This is a genomic window from Pseudomonas sp. 3296 (assembly GCF_031456615.1).
Lineage (GTDB): Bacteria > Pseudomonadota > Gammaproteobacteria > Pseudomonadales > Pseudomonadaceae > Aquipseudomonas > Aquipseudomonas mucoides.
Map to the genome: position 1 here is coordinate 434,522 of NZ_JAVDUY010000004.1, position 19,607 is coordinate 454,128.

20 protein-coding genes are annotated in these 19,607 nt (G+C 61.1%); 7 read left to right on the forward strand and 13 right to left on the reverse strand.

Annotation, left to right across the window (positions count from 1 at the left end):
* The first annotated feature begins 80 nt into the window (after window positions 1-80).
* The gene (locus J2X66_RS13225; RefSeq protein WP_310264929.1) at window positions 81-953 is read left to right on the forward strand and encodes an aldose 1-epimerase; all 873 of its coding nucleotides are present in this window, start codon (window positions 81-83) and stop codon (window positions 951-953) included.
* Window positions 954-958: 5 nt separating this feature from the next.
* On the opposite strand, the gene J2X66_RS13230 is transcribed toward J2X66_RS13225, so the two are convergent.
* The 13 genes from J2X66_RS13230 to pedF form a co-directional block, all read right to left on the reverse strand.
* Entirely contained in the window at window positions 959-2,686 is a 1,728-nt protein-coding gene (locus J2X66_RS13230; RefSeq protein WP_310264931.1) for a NahK/ErcS family hybrid sensor histidine kinase/response regulator, read from the reverse strand.
* Window positions 2,670-3,833 (reverse strand): alcohol dehydrogenase-like regulatory protein ErcA, encoded by a 1,164-nt coding sequence (ercA, locus tag J2X66_RS13235; RefSeq protein ID WP_310264934.1) that lies wholly within the window; start codon window positions 3,831-3,833, stop codon window positions 2,670-2,672. Before ercA ends, J2X66_RS13230 begins: the two co-directional genes overlap by 17 nt.
* Before the next feature lie 192 nt (window positions 3,834-4,025).
* On the reverse strand, window positions 4,026-5,168 hold the full coding sequence (gene pqqE, locus J2X66_RS13240) for a pyrroloquinoline quinone biosynthesis protein PqqE (protein WP_310264936.1): 1,143 nt from the start codon (window positions 5,166-5,168) through the stop codon (window positions 4,026-4,028).
* The gene (gene pqqD, locus J2X66_RS13245) at window positions 5,146-5,418 is read right to left on the reverse strand and encodes a pyrroloquinoline quinone biosynthesis peptide chaperone PqqD (RefSeq protein WP_310264938.1); all 273 of its coding nucleotides are present in this window, start codon (window positions 5,416-5,418) and stop codon (window positions 5,146-5,148) included. The genes pqqE and pqqD overlap by 23 nt, the downstream gene beginning before the upstream one ends.
* Window positions 5,415-6,194: a pyrroloquinoline-quinone synthase PqqC gene (pqqC, locus tag J2X66_RS13250; RefSeq protein WP_405046773.1), complete on the reverse strand. Its 780-nt coding sequence runs from the start codon at window positions 6,192-6,194 to the stop codon at window positions 5,415-5,417. The genes pqqD and pqqC overlap by 4 nt, the downstream gene beginning before the upstream one ends.
* A 2-nt stretch (window positions 6,195-6,196) precedes the next feature.
* Window positions 6,197-7,111: a pyrroloquinoline quinone biosynthesis protein PqqB gene (gene pqqB, locus J2X66_RS13255; protein WP_310264942.1), complete on the reverse strand. Its 915-nt coding sequence runs from the start codon at window positions 7,109-7,111 to the stop codon at window positions 6,197-6,199.
* A 54-nt stretch (window positions 7,112-7,165) separates the two neighbouring features.
* A complete protein-coding gene (gene pqqA / locus J2X66_RS13260; RefSeq protein WP_003253598.1) occupies window positions 7,166-7,237 on the reverse strand; it encodes a pyrroloquinoline quinone precursor peptide PqqA in 72 nt (23 codons plus the stop codon).
* Between the two features lie 257 nt (window positions 7,238-7,494).
* Complete coding sequence (locus J2X66_RS13265; protein ID WP_310264944.1) at window positions 7,495-9,015, reverse strand: aldehyde dehydrogenase family protein; 1,521 nt, start codon at window positions 9,013-9,015, stop codon at window positions 7,495-7,497.
* Window positions 9,016-9,167: 152 nt separating this feature from the next.
* A complete protein-coding gene (locus J2X66_RS13270; RefSeq protein ID WP_123435692.1) occupies window positions 9,168-10,943 on the reverse strand; it encodes a PQQ-dependent methanol/ethanol family dehydrogenase in 1,776 nt (591 codons plus the stop codon).
* Between the two features lie 143 nt (window positions 10,944-11,086).
* A complete protein-coding gene (locus J2X66_RS13275) occupies window positions 11,087-12,025 on the reverse strand; it encodes a quinoprotein relay system zinc metallohydrolase 1 (RefSeq protein WP_310264946.1) in 939 nt (312 codons plus the stop codon).
* A 16-nt stretch (window positions 12,026-12,041) separates the two neighbouring features.
* On the reverse strand, window positions 12,042-12,803 hold the full coding sequence (locus J2X66_RS13280; protein WP_310264948.1) for a quinoprotein dehydrogenase-associated SoxYZ-like carrier: 762 nt from the start codon (window positions 12,801-12,803) through the stop codon (window positions 12,042-12,044).
* Between the two features lie 9 nt (window positions 12,804-12,812).
* On the reverse strand, window positions 12,813-13,688 hold the full coding sequence (locus J2X66_RS13285; RefSeq protein ID WP_310264951.1) for a transporter substrate-binding domain-containing protein: 876 nt from the start codon (window positions 13,686-13,688) through the stop codon (window positions 12,813-12,815).
* A 4-nt stretch (window positions 13,689-13,692) separates the two neighbouring features.
* Window positions 13,693-14,154 (reverse strand): cytochrome c-550 PedF, encoded by a 462-nt coding sequence (gene pedF, locus J2X66_RS13290; protein ID WP_310264953.1) that lies wholly within the window; start codon window positions 14,152-14,154, stop codon window positions 13,693-13,695.
* A gap of 296 nt (window positions 14,155-14,450) precedes the next feature.
* Between pedF and J2X66_RS13295 the strand changes: the two genes are divergently transcribed.
* The 6 genes from J2X66_RS13295 to J2X66_RS13320 all read left to right on the forward strand — a co-directional run bounded on the left by J2X66_RS13295 (window position 14,451) and on the right by J2X66_RS13320 (window position 19,565).
* Window positions 14,451-15,635, forward strand: a complete 1,185-nt coding sequence (locus tag J2X66_RS13295) for an ABC transporter substrate-binding protein (RefSeq protein WP_310264955.1) — start codon at window positions 14,451-14,453, stop codon at window positions 15,633-15,635.
* Window positions 15,636-15,675: 40 nt separating this feature from the next.
* Entirely contained in the window at window positions 15,676-16,650 is a 975-nt protein-coding gene (locus J2X66_RS13300; protein WP_310264957.1) for a YVTN family beta-propeller repeat protein, read from the forward strand.
* On the forward strand, window positions 16,647-17,378 hold the full coding sequence (locus tag J2X66_RS13305; RefSeq protein WP_310264959.1) for an ATP-binding cassette domain-containing protein: 732 nt from the start codon (window positions 16,647-16,649) through the stop codon (window positions 17,376-17,378). The genes J2X66_RS13300 and J2X66_RS13305 overlap by 4 nt, the downstream gene beginning before the upstream one ends.
* The gene (locus J2X66_RS13310; protein WP_310264961.1) at window positions 17,375-18,166 is read left to right on the forward strand and encodes an ABC transporter permease; all 792 of its coding nucleotides are present in this window, start codon (window positions 17,375-17,377) and stop codon (window positions 18,164-18,166) included. The genes J2X66_RS13305 and J2X66_RS13310 overlap by 4 nt, the downstream gene beginning before the upstream one ends.
* 119 nt (window positions 18,167-18,285) lie before the next feature.
* Entirely contained in the window at window positions 18,286-18,843 is a 558-nt protein-coding gene (locus J2X66_RS13315) for a PQQ-dependent catabolism-associated CXXCW motif protein (protein ID WP_310264963.1), read from the forward strand.
* A 56-nt stretch (window positions 18,844-18,899) separates the two neighbouring features.
* Window positions 18,900-19,565: a response regulator transcription factor gene (locus J2X66_RS13320; RefSeq protein WP_310264965.1), complete on the forward strand. Its 666-nt coding sequence runs from the start codon at window positions 18,900-18,902 to the stop codon at window positions 19,563-19,565.
* Window positions 19,566-19,607 lie beyond the last annotated feature (42 nt).

Genomic DNA, 19,607 nt, shown 5'->3' on the forward strand with positions numbered 1-19,607 from the left:
GCTGTATTGGCGACTGCTTCGCAGCCGAGCGGGAGCAAGCTCCCTCGCCACAATGTCCCCATTGAGCCAGGCATTTCACAATGACAATGACGCTTCTCGAACTCGAAGACGAACTGACCCACCTCACCCTCGCCCCCGAGCTAGGCGGCAGCCTCGTCAACTGGACGGTGCGCAGCACTGGCCAACCGCTGCTCCGTCACAATGACGCCCAGGCACTGAACACTGGCTTGCCGGGCAAACTCGGTTGCTATCCCCTGGCGCCGTGGTCCAACCGCATCGCCGAGGGTGGTTTCGAATGCCCCGAGGGCTGGCTGGCGTTGACGCCCAACAGCCTCACCGATCCTCTGCCGATTCACGGCAGTGCCTGGCAGCAACCGTGGCAGGTTGTGTCGCAATCAGCCAACGAAGTGGTCCTGCAACTCGACAGCAGCACGCCGTTCACTTATCGCGCCCGGCAGCGGTTTCATCTGAGCAAGGGCCAGTTGAGCATCGAATTACAGGTCACGCACCTGGCCGACCGCTGCGCGTGGCATGGCCTCGGTTTGCACCCCTACTTCCCGCGCACGGCGAACACGCAGCTACAGGCCAAGGCCGAGAAAGTCTGGTTATGCGATGGCTCGAAGCTGCCAACCGAGTTGATCGAGTTGCCCGCCGACTGGGATTTCCGTCAACTGGGCGCCTTACCCACCTCCCTGGTCGACAACGGTTTCTGCCACTGGGACGGCCATTGCCTGATCCAGCAACCTGACCTCGGTTATGCGCTGGAATGCCAGGCCATCGGCAGCGACTACTACCTGCTCTACTGCCCGGTCGGCCTGGAGTTTTTCTGTATCGAACCGGTGAGCCATCCCGTCAACGCGCATCACCTGCCCGGCCGGCCAGGGTTACGGTTGCTGGAGCAAGGTCAGTCGGCGGAACTTGGGTTCAGCCTGCAGTATCGCGCGCTCGGATAACGCCATTACCCAAGCATCTGACTCAGCGCCGCACGCAGCTTGCCGGGCTTCACCGGCTTGTTCAGCAACGGTGCGCCGAGTCGCTGCAACGAGCGTCGACACTGATCCGTGCGGTCCGCCGTGATGATTACCGCCGGAATCACCTGGCCATAATGCTCACGCAAATGCCTGACCACATCGCAGCCCACCACGCCATGATCAAGGTGATAGTCCGCCAGGATCAGTTCCGGCGCTTGCCCACGCAGCGCCGCCAGCGCCGAGGATTCATCCGTGGCCGTGACCACCTCGCACCCCCACTGCCCGAGCAGCGCGCTCATGCTCTCGAGAATGCTGACTTCGTTGTCCAGCACCAGCAGGCGTCGGCCCGGCAAGGGATTGCCCGTGGTCAACTGAGGCGCAGCTTTACTGATCGGCAGCGGAACCTCATGGGAAATCGGTACGTCGATGCTGAACATCGACCCTCGTCCCGGCACCGATTTAACCCCAATCCGATAACCGAGAATCTTGCCGATGCGCTCAACAATGGCCAGCCCCAACCCCACACCTTTGCGGTCGGCGGCGCGTCCGACGTCGAGTTGGTTGAACTCCAGGAAAATCGAATCCAGTCGGTCCGCGGCGATGCCACGCCCGGTGTCCCAGACCTCCAGGCGCAGCATCTCGCCGCGACGCCTGGCGCCCAGCAGGATGCTGCCCTCGTCGGTGTAGCGGCAGGCGTTACTGAGGAAGTTACGCAGGATACGCGTCATCAGGCGCAGGTCGGTGCTGATGGCGTACTCGCCCACATGCACCCGCAGGTTCAACCCTGCCGCTTCGGCGACCGACTGAAATTCGGACACCAGCGGCCCGAGCAATTCGTCGAGACGATAAAGGGCAACGTCGGGTTTGACCGCCGCCTGATCGAGCCGGGATATATCCAGCAAATCAGTGAGCAAATCTTCGGCCCCCTCCAGTGCCTGATGAGTACGCTCGACCAGGACCTGTTCAACGTCAGGCAGCTTTCGTTCACGCAGCGTCGAGATCAGCAAGCGCGCAGCGTTAAGCGGTTGCAGCAAGTCGTGACTGGCCGCCGCGAGGTATTTGTCCTTGCTGCGATTGGCGGCCTCAGCGGCGTCGCGAGCATCGCGCAAAGCTTCGGCGATCTGCTTGCGCTGGGTGATCTGCTGCTGCAGGTTGCGGTTGGCTTCCAGTAACTCATCAGTGCGCGCGGCGACTCGCTGCTCCAGCTCATCGTTGAGTTGTTGTAAACGCTGCTGGGCTTGTTTGCGTTCGGTGATGTCGGCGACGAACCCCTCAACCAGGCCTTCCTGATCGGGCTTGAGCAACAGGTTCATCAAGACATCGAGGCTGCTGCCGTCCTTGCGCCGCAACTGGGTTTCATAGCCGTGCAGGCTGCGTTGATGCTTGAGGATTTCGCCGATGTTTTCCAGCTCACTGGCCCCGCCGACAAACAGGTTGCTCGCCAGATCCGCCAGGGAAAACAGCACCTCTTGCGGGTCCTGATAGCCGAGCATGTGCGCCAACGCCGGGTTGGCGGCCCGCATGCCTTCTTGCAGGCTGGCCTGGAAAATCCCCTGGACCGCGTTTTCGAACAGCCATTTGTAGCGATTGCGCTCGGCTTCCAGTTCGTCGAGCCGCGCGGCCAGTTCAGGGTAATGACTCTTGCGCGCCGAATGGCTACCTAACCCGAGTAACCCCGCCAGTGCCCGTTGCTGATCGTCAGAGGGCTTCGCCATAGACGACCTCGACATCACGCTGACTGGATTCGCGCGGATTGGTCAGGATGCACGGGTCGTGCATGGCGTGTTGCGACAGGAACGGAATGTCCGCCGTACTGACCCCGTGCAAGCCAAGTGTCTCGCGGAAACCGATTGCTTGTTTGAGCGCAATCAGATGCTCCACCAGCCGCGCGCAGATCTGCCGGTGGTTCAGGCCACGGCAATCGATGCCGAAGGTCTCGGCGATCACCTTGAAGCGATCCGGCGCCGAGCTGTAATTGAACGCCACCACATGCTCCACCAACACCGCGTTGCACAGGCCATGGGGCAGATCGAGAAACCCGCCGAGGCTGTGAGACATGGCGTGGACCGCGCCGAGAATGGCGTTAGAGAACGCCAGCCCGGCTTGCATGCTGCCGAGCATGATCTTCTCGCGCAGGGCGATGTCCGTGGGGTTGGCAATCATTTGCACCAGATTGCCATTGATCAACCGCATCGCTTCCAGCGCATGGGGGTCGGTCAGTGGCCCGTGGCCGGTGGAGACGAAGGCTTCGATGGCATGCACCAACGCGTCGATGCCGGTACACGCCGACAGGAACGGGTCCATGCTCAGGGTCGTTTCCGGATCGATCAGTGAGACGTCCGGCACCACCGCTTTGCTGACGATGGAGAACTTCATGCGTTCTTGCTGGTTGGAAATAATCACGAACTGCGACACATCAGCCGACGTGCCGGCGGTGGTTGGAATCAGGATCAGGGGCGGGCTGGGCACGCGGATGGTGTCCACGCCTTCGAACTCGAGAATGCTGCGTCCGTGAGCAACGACAATACCAATGCCTTTGCCGCAATCCATCGGGCTGCCACCCCCTACGGCGACGATCACATCGCAATGGTTTTCCCGGTACAGCTCGGCGCCGAGCATCACTTCTTCGACCCGCGGGTTGGGGGAAACATCGGAGTACAGGAAATAATCGATACCCAAGGCTTGCAGGCTGGCCTCGACATCGGCGACCCAACCGGCGGCAATCACCCCGGGGTCGCTGACCACCAGGACTTTGCGGGCGCCGAAGGTCTTGGCGTAATTACCGACATTGTGCCGACAGCCGGCACCGAAGATGATTTCTGGAGACACGAACTTACGCAGCTGGCTGAGACTCTGGCTCATTGGAAAGCCTGTTTTTATTGTTTTGGAAGATAGAACCCACACTAAACCATCCGGCTGCGAATGCAATCAGACCAAAGAACACTGTGGGAGCGAGCTTGCTCGCGATGACGGAGAGTCAGCCAACAAAGATGTTGAATGTTAAATCGATATCGCGAGCAGGCTCACTCCTACAAGGGATGTATGTCGCCAGATTCATCCGCGATAGATCAGCTGCGAAGCCTTTTCGTTGCGCAACGTCAGGTGTTCCATGCCCTGCCCCACGGCGGCGGCTTCTTCCCGGGCCTTGAGGATCACGCCATGGTGCGGCGACTTGCTGCACACCGGGTCGGCATTGGCGGCATCGCCGGTGAGCATGAACGCCTGGCAGCGGCAGCCCCCCAGATCCTTGTGCTTTTCATCGCACGAGCGGCACGGTTCCTTCATCCAGTCATCGCCACGAAAACGGTTGAAGCCAAACGAATCAGTCCAGATGTGCTCAATGCTGTGCTGACGCACGTTGGGAAACTGCACCGGCAACTGACGGGCGCTGTGGCAAGGCAGCGCGGTACCGTCCGGGGTGATGTCGAGAAACAGATTGGCCCAACCGTTCATGCAGGTTTTGGGGCGCTCTTCGTAATAGTCCGGAGTGACAAAGATCAGCTTGCACGGATGGCCCTGGGCCTCCAGCCGCGCGCGATACTCGTTGGTGATGCGCTCGGCCCGCTGCAGCTGTTCCCGGGTCGGCAGCAGGCCAACGCGATTGAGTTCGGCCCAGCCGTAGAATTGGCACGTGGCCAACTCGACAAAATCCGCTTCCAGCTCAAGGCACAAGTCGATGATCTGTGCGATCTGGTCAATGTTGTGCCGATGGGTGACGAAGTTCAGCACCATCGGATAACCCTGGGCTTTCACTGCGCGGGCCATGGCCAGTTTCTGGGCGAAGGCCTTGCGGGAGCCGGCGAGCATGTTATTGACCGCTTCGTCAGCCGCCTGAAAGCTGATCTGGATATGGTCCAGCCCGGCCATCTTGAAGTCGCGGACTTTCTGCTCGGTCAGGCCGATGCCCGAGGTGATCAGGTTGGTGTAGTAGCCCATGTCTCGCGCGGCTTTGATCAGTTCGGCCAGGTCTTGTCGCACCAGCGGTTCGCCACCGGAAAACCCCAACTGCGCGGCGCCCATCTCACGGGCCTCGCGAAACACCCGAATCCACTCCTCGGTGCTCAACTCCTCGCCATGCCGGGCAAAATCCAGCGGGTTGGAACAATACGGGCATTGCAGCGGGCAGCGGTAAGTCAGCTCGGCCAACAGCCACAGCGGTGGGCCGACGGGTGAATCATTCAATCCAGAATTGCGCATGGGCCACCTCCAGGAATGCCAGCACGTCCTCATCAATCCCCGGTGCACCGGGGAAATTCGCGGTCAGTCGCTCAATGATCGCCGAGACACTGCGCCGGCCATTCACCAGACCGAGGATCTGCCCGGCGCTGGCGTTGAGTTTGATCATGCCTTCGGGGTACAGCAGCACGTGACAGTCCTGGCGGGGTTCCCATTGCAAACGAAAGCCCTGGCGCAACGACGGCAACCACCCGCGATGAATCAGGCTCACAGGGCAATCCCCCGGTGCCAGACTTTGTTGGCCGTGACGGTGTGATAAGGCGGGCGCTCCAGCTCGTAGGCCATGCTCATGGCGTCGAGCATGCTCCACAGCACGTCGAGTTTGAATTGAAGGATCTCGAGCATGCGTTGCTGCGCCTCACGCGTGACGTAGTGCGCCAAGGTAATGCGCAAGCCGTGCTCCACATCGCGTCGGGCCTGACTCAAACGGTTGCGAAAATAGTCATAACCGGCAGCGTCGATCCACGGGTAATGCGTCGGCCAGGCGTCAAGTCGGGACTGATGGATCTGCGGGGCGAACAGCTCGGTCAGCGAACTGCTCGCCGCTTCCTGCCAGCAGGCGCGACGGGCGAAATTGACATAGGCATCGACGGCGAACCTCACGCCGGGCAGCACCCGTTCCTGGGACAGAATCTGTTCGCGATCCAGCCCCACCGCTTCGCCCAGGCGCAGCCAGGCTTCGATGCCGCCTTCACTGCCGGGCACGCCGTCGTGGTCGAGAATCCGTTGCAACCACTCACGGCGCACGTCGCGGTCCGGGCAGTTGGCGAGGATCGCGGCATCCTTGAGCGGAATGTTCACCTGGTAATAGAAGCGATTGGCGACCCAGCCCTGAATCTGCTCGCGGCTCGCGCGGCCGGCGTACATGGCTTGGTGAAACGGGTGATGGATGTGGTAGTAGGCGCCTTTGGCGCGCAGGGCGGCTTCGAATTCGGTGGGGGTCATTGCGGGTCTCCGATGGATGTGCGGTGTCTGGTCAGGCCTCATCGCTACAGCTCAATACTCATGCCGTCATAAGCCACTTCGATTCCACGCCGTTCCAGCAAGGCCCGCTCGGCCGAGTCTTCATCGAGGATCGGATTGGTGTTGTTGATGTGAATCAGCACCTTGCGCTGGCGGGTAAAACCTTCGAGCACCTCAAGCATGCCGCCGGGGCCGCTTTGCGACAGGTGGCCCATTTCGCTGCCCAGACTCTGGCCGACTTCGCAGACGCGCATTTCGTCGTCACGCCACAAAGTGCCGTCCAACAGCAGGCAATCGGCACGCTGCATCCAGCCCAGCACTTCGTCATCGACTTGCCCCAGCCCCGGCGCATAAAACAGCGATGCACCGCTGCGTCGGTCTTCAATGAACAAGCCGATCGTATCGCCCGGTTGCGGATGGCCGCGATTGGGTGAGTACGGCGGTGCGTTGCTCACCAAGGGAATCGCCCGCCAGCGCAAGTGCTGGCAGGCAGGAATGCTGAACGGCTGACGATCCAGGCCGATCGGTTGCCACTGCAGCCCGCCATTCCAGTGGCGCAGCATGTTGAACAGCGGGAAGCCGCTGCTCAGGTCCTGGTGAACCCGTTCGGTACACCAGACGGCATGCGGACAGCCTTCGCGCAGGCTCAGCAAACCGGTGCAGTGATCGATCTGGCTGTCCAGCAGCACGACGCCGGCGATGGCGCTGTCACGCAACTGGCGAGCCGGTTGCATCAGCGGAAAACTCGCGAGCTGCGCACGAATGTCCGGCGAGGCATTGCACAGCACCCAATCCACACCGTTGTCGCTCAGGACAATCGAGGACTGGGTGCGCGGTTGTGACCGCAGGCTGGCATTGCGCATCCCGGCGCATTGGTGGCAATTGCAATTCCACTGCGGGAAACCGCCACCCGCAGCCGAGCCGAGAATGCGAATGTGCATGGATGAGGCTCCAAAGGCAGGCCCGGCCAACCCGACGGCTGGCCGGGTGAGCAATCAACGGTTGGCGAAATACATCGTCACTTCGAAGCCAATGCGCAGATCGGTAAACGCGGGTTTAGTCCACATGGGTCAATCCTCTTCTTGTGCCGGGCGATTCCGGTAAAGCCATTAATGCACGGGGCGTCGGGCGCCCGAATGCTACTTTCGAAGGAGATGGCGGGGTGCGTTGGTAGGGGGGTGTACGGGACTTTCATATTCACCGAAGTACCCCTGTGGGAGCAGGCTTGCCCGCGATGGCGGCGTGACAGTCAACATCAATGTTGAATGTGCAGGTCTCATCGCGGGCAAGCCCGCTCCCACAGGGGTTACGGTGTGTTCGAGGGTTAGAAGAACCCCAGCGGATTGATGTCGTAGCTGACCAGCAGGTTTTTGGTCTGCTGGTAGTGATCGAGCATCATCTTGTGGTTTTCCCGACCGACGCCGGACTTCTTGTAACCACCGAACGCCGCATGCGCCGGGTACAGGTGGTAGCAGTTGGTCCACACGCGCCCGGCCTTGATCGCCCGGCCCATGCGGTAGGCGCGGTTGATGTCGCGGGTCCAGAGGCCGGCACCGAGGCCGAACTCGCTGTCGTTGGCAATCGCCAGCGCTTCTGCTTCGTCCTTGAAGGTGGTGACGCCCACCACCGGGCCGAAGATTTCTTCCTGGAAGACGCGCATCTTGTTGTGGCCCTTGAGCAGCGTCGGCTGGATGTAATAGCCGCTGGACAGGTCACCTTCAAGCCGCTCGGCGGCGCCACCGGTGAGGAGTTCGGCCCCCTCCTCCTGAGCGATTTTGAGGTACGAGAGGATCTTGTCGTATTGCTGCTCCGACGCCTGGGCGCCGACCATGGTTTCGGTGTCCAGCGGGTTGCCGCGTTTGATCTTGACGATCTTCTTCATCACCTCGGCCATAAACGGCTCGTAGATCGATTCTTGCACCAGCGCCCGCGATGGGCAGGTGCAGACTTCGCCCTGGTTGAAGAACGCCAGCACCAGGCCTTCGGCGGCTTTCTCGATGAACTGCGGCTCGGCGTTCATGATGTCTTCGAAGAAGATATTCGGCGACTTGCCGCCCAACTCGACGGTGCTCGGGATGATGTTCTCGGCGGCGCAATGCATGATGTGCGCGCCAACCGGTGTGGAACCGGTGAAGGCGATCTTGGCGATGCGCTTGCTGGTGGCCAACGCTTCGCCGGCTTCACGACCGAAGCCTTGGACAATGTTCAACACGCCCGCCGGCAGCAAGTCGGCGATCAGTTCGGCGAAGACCATGATCGACAGCGGTGTCTGTTCTGCAGGTTTGAGCACGACGCAGTTACCGGCGGCCAGGGCCGGGGCAAGTTTCCAGGCGGCCATCAGCAGCGGGAAATTCCACGGAATGATTTGCCCGACCACGCCCAGAGGCTCGTGAAAGTGATAGGCGGTGGTCAGCTCATTGATCTCCGCAGCCCCGCCTTCCTGGGCGCGAATGCACCCGGCAAAGTAACGGAAATGGTCGGCGGCCAATGGCACGTCGGCGTTCAGGGTTTCGCGCACGGCCTTGCCGTTGTCCCAGGTTTCGGTGACGGCGAGGATTTCCAGATGTTGTTCGATGCGATCGGCGATTTTCAGCAACACCAGCGAACGGTCCTGGGCCGAGGTCTTGCCCCAGGCATCCGCAGCGGCGTGTGCCGCGTCGAGGGCTTTTTCGATGTCGGCGGCGCTGGAGCGTGGGAATTCGGCGATCACCTCACCGTTCACCGGCGAGGTATTGGTGAAGTATTCGCCATTGACCGGCGCGACAAACTCGCCGCCGATGAAGTTGCCATAGCGCGGTTTGAAGGAAACAACGGCGCCTGGGGTTCCGGGTTGTGCATAGATCATGATGGGCCTCTGTCTGGGTCGATGCCTGTCGTGCCGACAAGCGATGAATCGATACTAGAGAGCCCCGGGTGCCGGACGAATGCGCCGTTGGCAGGAGGGCTCTCGTTATTTGGTCGCAGGTTTCCCACAGGGGTTGTGCGGTGGACTTGGGGTTAGTGCTTGGCAACGAGGTCCTTCGGCAGCTTGAAGGTCCAGAGCATGCCACCCTGGTTGAAGTCCTTGATCCGTTTGGCCACTTCTCCGCCCCACAACGGTACGGCGCCGCCCCAGCCGGAGAGGACAGACACGTACTGTTCGCCGTCCATTTCCCAGGTCACGGGCGAACCGAGTACGCCGGAACCGGTCTGGAATTCCCAGACTTTCTCGCCGGTCTTGGCATTGAACGCCTGGAGAAAACCTTCCGGCGTGCCGGTGAAAACCAGATTGCCTTTGGTGGTCAGTACCCCGCCCCACAGCGGGGCGTAGTTCTTGTGACGCCAGACTTCCTTGCCGGTTATCGGGTCGATGGCGCGCAGCACGCCGATGTAGTCTTCGTTCAACGGTTTAATGGTGAAGCCGGCGCCGAGGAATGCCGCGCCTTTTTTATAGGCGATGCCTTCGTTCCAGATGTCCATGCCCCACTCGTTGGATGGCACGTAAAACAGCCCGGTGTCGCGGTTATAGGCCATCGGCATCCAGTTCTTCGCGCCGAGGAAAGCAGGCGCTACAAAGACTGAACTGCCCTTGGGGTCAGCGCCCGGGGCTCCTGGGCGACTGGCTTCGTTGTAGATTGGCCGGCCGTCTTTATCCAGGCCGCTGGCCCAGGTGATCTTGTCCACGAACGGGAAGCCGCGGATGAACTTGCCGTTGGTACGGTCCAGCACGTAGAAGAAACCGTTGCGGTCCGCCGTGGCCGCCGCTTTGATTTCCTTGCCGCCCTCGGTGTAGTTGAACGAGACCAGCTCGTTCACGCCGTCATAGTCCCAACCGTCGTGGGGCGTGCTCTGGAAGTGCCATTTGATGGTGCCGTCGTCCGGATTGAGCGCCAGGCGCGACGACGAGTAGAGGTTATCGCCAGGACGCAAATGCGAGTTCCACGGTGCCGGATTGCCGGTGCCGAACAGCAGCAGATTGGTTTCCGGATCGTAGTAACCGCCAAGCCAGGGTGCGGCGCCGCCGGTCTTCCACAGGTCACCCGGCCACGTCTTGCCGGCTTCACCGCCGGAGATGCCGTTTTCGATGGCCTTGCCGTCCTTGTAGACGTACCCCATATGGCCTTCGACGGTCGGGCGGACCCACAACAGATCGCCGTTTTTCGGGTCGTACGCCGAGATCTTGCCCACCACACCGAACTCGCCACCGGCCACGCCGGTAATCAGCTTGCCGTTGATCACCAAGGGCGCGGCGCTGATCGAATAGCCTTCCTTGTGGTCGGCCACCTGCTTGCTCCATACCACTTTGCCGGTGTCTTTGTTCAGGGCCACCAGCTTGGCGTCGAGCGTGCCAAAGAACACCAGGTCGCCATACAGCGCCACGCCACGGTTGATCACGTCGCAGCACGGACGGATGTCATCCGGCAGGCGCGCATCGTATTGCCAGAGCTTTTTGCCCGTACGGGCATCCACGGCGAACACCCGCGAGTAAGAACCGGTCATGTACATCACGCCGTCCTTGATCATCGGCTGTGCTTGCTGGCCACGCTGTTTTTCGCCGCCGAAGGAGAATGCCCAGGCAGGTCGCAACTCCTTCACGTTGTCGACGTTGAGAATATCCAGCGGGCTGTAGCGTTGCCCCTGGACGCCGAGGCCATTGGTGACGATTTGCTCCGGGTTTTTCGGGTCCTGGAGAATGTCCTGGTCGGAGACCGCCGCCAAGGCCTGGCCGGACAACAGCATGGCACTGAGCAGCAAGCTCAAGACGAAGGGCTGGCGACGTGCGGGTTGAGTCATGACGGCTACCTCTGCGGTTTTTTGTTATTCGCGGGAACGTTTCCCGGCGTAGTGCAGATTCTTGGGCGCCGTCGCCCTGACAACAATTACCCGCAATATGGAGATTCCTAATCCCTTAGTAGCGGGTCGAATGGGTTCAAGCATTATCTGGTTGCGCCGGAATCCACCCGGGGCATCTGCCCACGCTCGTAGCGCGGGTACAAATGACTGACGCTGCGGATCAATTCATAACGGCTTAGCGTGATCCCGGCGAAACGTTCAGGGATCGGACTGCGGATCATCTCGGCCATGTCGCTGCCATTCGCCGCACCCGCTTGTAGCAACTGGTCGAGCCAAGTCAGGTAATCGCGCATTTGTTCGAAGGGTTGTGGGTCGCTGGACACGGGGCCGTGACCCGGCACAATCAGCGTCCAGGGCAAGCCCTGCAGGGTCGCGATGTCCGTCAGCCACACTGACAATCCGGGACTGTTGGGGGTGGTCAAGGCCCGTTGATAAAACACCAGGTCCCCGGCAAACAGCACGCCGGTTCTCTGGTCGAGAATAGCCAGATCCGCTCCCGTATGCCCACCCAGGCCCAGCAAGCGTAAATCGTGATTCCCAAAACTGCGTACGCCTGGTGTCACGACTTGATTGGGCAACACCACTTCGGTGCCACGCATCCAGTCCCCCACCATTCGATACATGTTCTCGGCCATCGCATCACCTTGTTGATGCAACAGCTCGGTGGTTCCCGCCAGTGCGCCGATGGGCACGTCAGTGAACGCCTGATTGCCCAGCACATGGTCCGGGTGATGGTGGGTCAGGAACACCTGAACCACCGGTTTATTCGTGATCGAGGCAATCGCCTTGCGCATCGCCTCGCCGTAGCGCTTGGACGGCCCGGTGTCGATGACCACTACCCCGCCCTCGGTGACAATGAACGCGGTGTTGACGATATTGCCGCCGTTGGCCTTGGCGAAATTATCCGTGCTGCCTTCCAGCAGCCAGGTGCCTTCGGCGATCTGCCGGGGCTTGAGCGAATACTCAAGGTCGGCCATGGCCGGCAGGCTGACGCTCAACATCATCAGCAATATCCAGCGCATGAAAGGCTCCTTTGGCTCAGGGAATCGACGCATCAAATTCATTGCCGCTGTTGTCCCGAATAATCAGACGCGTCTGCCCTGCCCCTTCGATGTCGAAGGCCAGGTTGGGGTTTTCACTGACGGCAGGAAACAGCTCCAGCCGCGCCAACAATTGATCGTCGGCACCTCGCAGTTCGGCATGGTTGATGAAAAATTCCGGGATGCCACTGACCATGCCGTTGTCCATCGGATGCGCCACCTGCACGCGCAATCGGCTGAAGTCATTGCGCGGATAGCGCGCGCCCAACACTTCACCGATGTGTTCCTCCCAGCCGGGCTGGGTACGCACCACACTGGGCGCGGTGCAACCACCGCCTGCCGCATCGATCAGGGTCGAACCGACATGCCACAGACCATCGCGCGTCAGGACGGCAGCGCGTAAAGGAGTGGCCTGTTCGATACGGATCCGGATCGACAACCACGGCAACACGCGGTCCAGCGGCTGGAAGTCGACAATCTTCGGCAGCGGATTGAGCTCGGCCCAGGCGAGGATTTTCACCACCTCGCCCTTGAACGCTCGCGCATCGATTTCCAGTGGGACCTGCCGGGCATCTTCGGCGAACGGCGGCGCCAGCAGCTTGACCCGGTCATCGAAGACAAAAGGAGCGTCGCCGAGCATTTGCTTGTGATAGAACGCCCACATCACCGAGGGCACCGGGTCTTTACCCGGATCGACACTCGCGGCGTGCGCGGCCAAGGGTAACCAGCAGGCCAACAGCCACTTGATTCGCCAGCTCATCACCCGCTCCTATTGGTACATCTCCGGCACGTCATACCGCAGGCCGTAATGGCTGTAGATCGTCTTCACGACCCCCTCGCGGATCAGGCCTTCCAGTGCCTCTTCCACGGCATAGGCCAGTTGACGGTTGCTTTCGTGCACGGCCATGCCGATCTCCCACCGTTGCTTGCCCATGTTCGGATAGGCGTTTTCTGCCAACGCCAATTGCGGGTCGGCCGCCTCATGCACCTGCCAGTCGATTTCGCCACGCATGGCCATGACCGCGTCGACCTCACCGGCCTTCATCGCCGCAAAGGCCTGGGGTACGCCCGGGTAGTGGTGGGTTTTGCCCGCGAGCATGCCGTTGAACACCGACGTCAGGTAGAACGACGGCACACTGTCGACCTCGACGCCAATCGGATGCGAGTCGAACACCGCCACGCTGCCGACCTTGTCCAATCGGCGCTGATCGTAAGCCACCTGCCATTGTTCGGTCTGATAGGGCCCGAACATCACCACATGCCCGTTTTCCATTTCGCCGAACTCGTTGCGCTTCTGGGCGTAGTCACGGTCATAGGGCACACGCATCATCAGGTCGGCCAATTGCTGGTTGTGCAAGGCACTGGCGCGCCAGATGTAATCACGCAGATCGTCATCGAGTTTTTCCCCGGCGGGGGCCCAGATCAGCGTCAGGCGTACGCCGAGCGCCTTGGCCAGCGCCTCGGCGAGTTCGACATCGACGCCTCGGGGCTGGCCGGCCTGCTCAAAACTGTAGGGGGCGAAGTCCTTGTAGACCGCCACTTTCAGCTCACCGGCGGCGATCATTTCGTCATAGTTTCGAACCTGCGCCTGCACCGTCTGGCAACACAGCCACACAGCACTGATCAACACCGCGAGCAGACGCATGGAATCACTCCTCGACGTGAACGCTGTCCAGGTAAGTGCGCACTGCCCACAACGCTTCCTGGCTCAGGTAATCGGCCATTTTCGGCATGTAGACCCGACCGTCACGCACGGCGCCATGACGCACGCGTTCGACGAACCACTCGTCACCCGCCTCGCCGACATCGAGCAGGCGCAGGTCCGGGGCGATCCCACCCGACTTGGCTTCCAGGCCATGACACGCCGCGCAGTTCTGGTTGTAGGCCGACGAACCGATTTCCAGGGCTCTGTCGTGCTCCGGGGAGGTTCGATAGGGGTTGGCCGCGGCCCAGCCATCGCCATCCACCGTTACACCGGCGTCCTTGATCGGTGTCAGACCTTGGGTTTCAACCGCTTGCGGCACCACGTTGCCGTGAGCCCACACGGATCCAGCACCGATAAAGCCGGCCAGTAGACCGACGACGAGCAAGGCGTTGCGTTTTGTTGTCATTGTTATGCCCTCAGGATTGCACGCAAAACCTCTTGGCAGAGGCTATGGCACTCATCTTAGAAACGGCATCGCCAACACCCCATGCTGCTTTGGTGGTCGCGTTCTAGTCCCTTGGTAGTAAGGCGATGGATGCACACCTCAGGTACGTCGCCAACAGACCTGGTGTCCCGACGTGACCGGAAAACCGCACTGCCGGGCGCTGGTTACTACCTTGGTACTGGCTCACCGGTACTTTCTGCATATTTCTTCTGTTCCACAGGCTTCCTATGCTGGCGCTACCTGTAAAGGAGTGCCCCATGCGCCTGCTTGCCCCTTACGCCTTGCTCTACCTGCTGGCGATTGCCTGTGCCGCCGGCGTGGCCACCCAGAGCCAGGCTGCGCAGGCGCCACTGGAGGTGCGGATCGGCTACCTGGGTTATCGAGCTGATCCTGGGCCGCTCCTGTCGAATGTGATTCCCGAACCGAGCGATGCCGGACTGCGCGGTGCCGAACTGGCGGTCACCGACAGCAACAGCACCGGACGTTTTCTCAACCACAGCTACGCCCTGGTCAACGCCAGCGTCGACAGCCCCGAAGCCTTGCTCGATGCGGCCAACGCCCAACACGCGCAGGGTTTGCGGCTGTTTGTGGTGAACGCCCCGGCCGACAGCTTGCGCCAACTCAGCGCCGTCCTGCCCGACAGCCTGATATTCAACGCCGGCAGTCCCGACGACCGCTTGCGCAGCACCGATTGCCTGTCGAACGTGCTGCACACCCTGCCGAGTCGCGCGATGCTCGCCGATGCGCTGGCGCAATTTCTGGTGGTGCGCAAATGGCAACGCGCGCTGCTGATCGTTGGCCCGACTGCCGACGATCAAGCCTACGCCGCCGCCCTGCGCCGCGCGGCCAAACGCTTCGGCCTGCAACTGGTGGCGGAGAAGGCCTGGAGCTTTGATAACGACCAACGTCGCAGTGCCCAGGCGGACATGCCGCTGTTCACCCAGACCGCCGAATATGACGTGGTGCTGGTGGCCGATGAGCGCGGCGACTTCGGCGAGTACGTGCCCTACCAGACCTGGTACCCGCGCCCCGTCGCCGGCACGCAAGGGCTGACTCCGGTGGGTTGGCACAAAACCGTGGAAACCTACGGCGCCGCGCAGTTGCAAAAGCGTTTTGAAGCCCTGACCGGCCGCTGGATGAACGACCGCGATTTCGCTGCCTGGATGGCCGTGCGCAGTATCGCCAGCGCGGTGAGCAAACTGCGCCAGACCGAGCCGATGGCGATCCGTCAACTGGAAATCAGCGATCAACTGCCGCTGGACGGTTTCAAGGGACGCAAGCTCAGTTATCGCCCGTGGAACGGCCAGTTGCGCCAACCGATTCCCATCGTCCAGCCCCGCGCCCTGGTCAGCACGTCGCCGCAGGACGGCTTTCTGCATCCCTTCAACGAAATGGACAGCCTGGGTTACGACAAACCCGAGGTCAGCTGCCGCTTTCCCTGATCCAGTTTTCCACAAGAACGACAACAAAAAGGAATCCGCCATGCGCCGCACCCTGCTCTGCCGCTCCCTGCTTTCCGGGGCCCTGCTGTTCGCCTCCGGGTATGCCGCGGCCAGCACCGCGTGGGTCTCCAACGAAAAGGACAACAGCCTGAGCCTGATCGACATGCAGACCCTGCAAGTCACCGACACCCTGCCCGTCGGCCAGCGCCCACGCGGCCTGTTGCTGTCCCACGACAACAAGCTGCTGTACATCTGCGCCAGCGATTCCGACCGGGTCCAGGTGATGGACGTGGCCACGCGCAAGATCATCAAGGAACTGCCCTCGGGCAAAGACCCCGAGCAATTCGCCCTGCACCCCAACAACCGCTGGCTGTACGTCTCCAACGAAGACGATGCGCTGGTCACGGTGATCGACACAGAAACCTCCAAAGTGCTGAGCCAGATCAACGTCGGCGTCGAGCCCGAAGGCATGGCCGTCAGTCCCGATGGCAAGTGGGCCGTGAACACCAGCGAAACCACGAACATGCTGCACTGGATCGACACCAGCACCCAGACCCTGGCCGACAGCACGTTGGTGGACCAGCGGCCACGCTTTGTCGAATTCAATCAAGACGGTTCACAGCTCTGGGCGTCAGCGGAAATCGGCGGCACGGTGACCATTCTCGACGTCGCCGGCCGCAAGATCCTCAAGACCCTGAACTTCCAGATCAAAGGCGTACACCCGGACAAGGTCCAGCCCGTGGGCATCAAGCTCAGCGCCGACGGCAAGTACGCTTTCGTTGCACTGGGCCCGGCCAATCATGTGGCGGTGATCGATGCCAGGACGTTCGAGATTCTCGACTATCTGCTGGTCGGACGTCGGGTCTGGCAGCTGGCGTTCACCCCCGATCAAAAGCAACTGCTCGCCACCAACGGCGTCAGCGGTGACGTGTCGGTGATTGATGTCGACAGCCTCAAGGTGAGCAAATCGGTGAAAGTCGGGCGCTACCCGTGGGGCGTGGTGGTGACGCCATGAACGCCCTGGAAGTCAGCGACCTGAGTTTTGCCTATGGGGCTCGGGAAGCCTTGCGCCACGTGAACTTCGAGTTGGCCCCGGGGCGTTTCGCTGCGTTGTTGGGGCCCAATGGCGCCGGCAAATCGACGCTGATCGCCCTGTTGACCCGGCTGTATGATCTTCAGCACGGCGACATTCGGGTCGGCGGCTGTTCATTGCGCGATGCGCCACGCCCGGCGCTCAGGCAGTTGGGCGTAGTGTTCCAGCAAAGCACCCTGGACCTGGACCTCAGCGTCGAGCAGAACCTGCGGTATCACGCCGCGCTGCATGGTCTGTCCCGGCGCCAGAGCGGTGTCCGGATTGACGCCGAGCTGGCCCGTCAAGCCCTGACCGAACGCCGCCGCGAACGGGTGCGCGAACTCAATGGCGGCCACCGCCGCCGGGTGGAAATCGCCCGCGCCCTGCTGCATGAGCCGCGCCTGTTGCTGCTTGACGAAGCCAGTGTCGGCCTCGATCCCGCCAGTCGCCTGGCGCTCAATCAACACTTGCGCACTTTGTGTAGCGAACACGCCATCAGCGTGCTCTGGACCACGCATTTGCTCGACGAAGTGCAGTCCAGCGACGATTTGCTGATCCTCCATCAAGGTCGGCTGGTCGCCAGTGGACAGGCCGATGCGCTGAGCCTGGAACATGGCGGTGATCTGGGTTCGGCCTTCACTCACCTGACCACTTCAGGAGCGGCGCGATGAATGCGTACTGGCATTGCTTCAGCGGAATCGTACTGCGCGAATGGCTGCGGTTTGTGTTGCAACGCACGCGGTTTCTCAGTGCCCTGGTGCGACCGCTGTTATGGCTGCTGGTGTTCGCGGCCGGTTTCCGGGCAGCCTTGGGGATCGCCATTATCGAACCTTACGACACCTACATTCCTTACGAGGTCTACATCATCCCGGGCCTTGCCTGCATGATCCTGCTGTTCAATGGCATGCAAGGCTCATTGTCGATGGTCTACGACCGCGAGATGGGCAGCATGCGCGTGCTGCTGACCAGCCCCCTGCCCCGGACCTTTCTGCTGTGCAGCAAGTTGCTGGCCACGTCGCTGATTTCCCTGTTGCAGGTGTATGCCTTTCTGGCGATCGCCTGGCTCTATGGCGTGCAACCGCCGGCCATGGGGTTATTGATCGCGCTGCCGGCGTTACTGTTGGTGGCGTTAATGCTCAGCGCGTTGGGCCTGTTGCTGTCGAACGCCATTCGGCAGCTGGAGAACTTTGCCGGGGTCATGAATTTCGTGATCTTTCCGCTGTTTTTCCTGTCCTCGGCGCTGTATCCGCTGTGGAAAATGCGTGAAGCCAGTGAATGGTTGTACTGGCTGTGCGCGGTGAACCCGTTCACCCATGCGGTGGAGCTGGTGCGGTTCGCCCTTTATGAACGCTTCAATCCGCTGGCGCTGGCGGTGTGTGCCGGGTTGACCGTGTTGTTCGCGCTACTCGCCGTACTGACCTTCAATCCTCAGCATGCAGCTCTGCGTAAATCCAACTGACCCCACAAAGGATTTCCATCAATAATTACTACTTTAGTACTGGTTTCCCTGTCTATCGTCGCATTCCCAAAGCGTCCCGCCTGGCCTGTAATAGGTCCATAACTATAGGGATCGAACCCATGCCGCGTGCCCGACGTTGTCTGTTGCGCCCTGCTTTCGCTGCGCTGCCGCTCTGCCTGGTGCTGAGTGCTGCGCACGCCGAATCGCCGCTGTTTTCCGCAGACGGCTATCGCATCAACCTGTACCGCAGCCCGACGCCGGACAGCCTGCAAGGCGCGACCATCGTTGACACCCCGGCTTTGCAAACACTGCTCAGTCAAACGCCGCCACCGGTGCTGATCGATGTCTACCGCCGCCAATGGCTGCAAGGCCAATTCATCGAAGACCAACCCCATGAAAACCTGCCCGGCAGCCACTGGCTGGCCAATACCGGCGACGGTGACCTGACGCCCGACTGGCAAGGCTATTTTGCGCGTAACCTCAAGGCATTGACCGCCGGGGACCCGGCACGACCGCTGGTCTTTTATTGCCGCGCCGACTGCTGGCTTAGCTGGAACGCCGTCAAACGAGCGTCCGCCATGGGCTATAAAACACTGTATTGGTATCGCGACGGCCTCGATGCCTGGCAAGCGGCCGGGCATGCCGTGACACCGGCCCGTCCCGAGCCTTTCCCCTGATCTTTACGCTGGCGTGTTGTTGCCACACCCTAATCAAAATAATGAGGTGAAAGGCTATGTACAAAATTCTGATTGCCGACGATCACCCGCTGTTTCGCGAAGCGATTCATAACGTCATCAGTGACGGTTTCCCGGGCTCCGAAGTCATGGAAACCGCCGACCTCGACAGTGCCCTGGTCCTGACCCAGGAACACGACGACCTGGACCTGATCCTGCTCGACCTGAACATGCCCGGCATGCATGGGCTCAATGGCTTGATCAACCTGCGCAATGAAGCCCCGACCATTCCGGTGGTGATCGTCTCGGCCGAGCAGGACAAACAGATCGTCCTGCAAGCCATTACCTACGGCGCGGTGGGTTTCATCACCAAGTCGTCGCCGCGCACGCAAATGACCGAAGCCATCCAGCAAATTCTCAACGGCAACGTGTACTTGCCGCCGGACATCATCCGCACCACCCGAACCAACACCCCTCGCCGGATGAACGATACGCCGAGCTTTCCCCCTGAATTGCTCCAGGCCCTGACCCGCAAGCAATTGCAGGTGCTTGAACGCATGACCAAGGGCGAGTCGAACAAACAGATCGCCTACACCCTGGAAATCGCCGAGACCACCGTCAAGGCTCACGTTTCGGCGATCCTGCGCAAGCTCAATGTGCACAATCGGGTGCAGGCGATCCTGAGTGCCGGGGATATTGATTTCGGGTCTTATATGCGGCGTTGAGTCAGGGGGACCGCGAAGAGGCCAGTACTAACAACAGTGAAG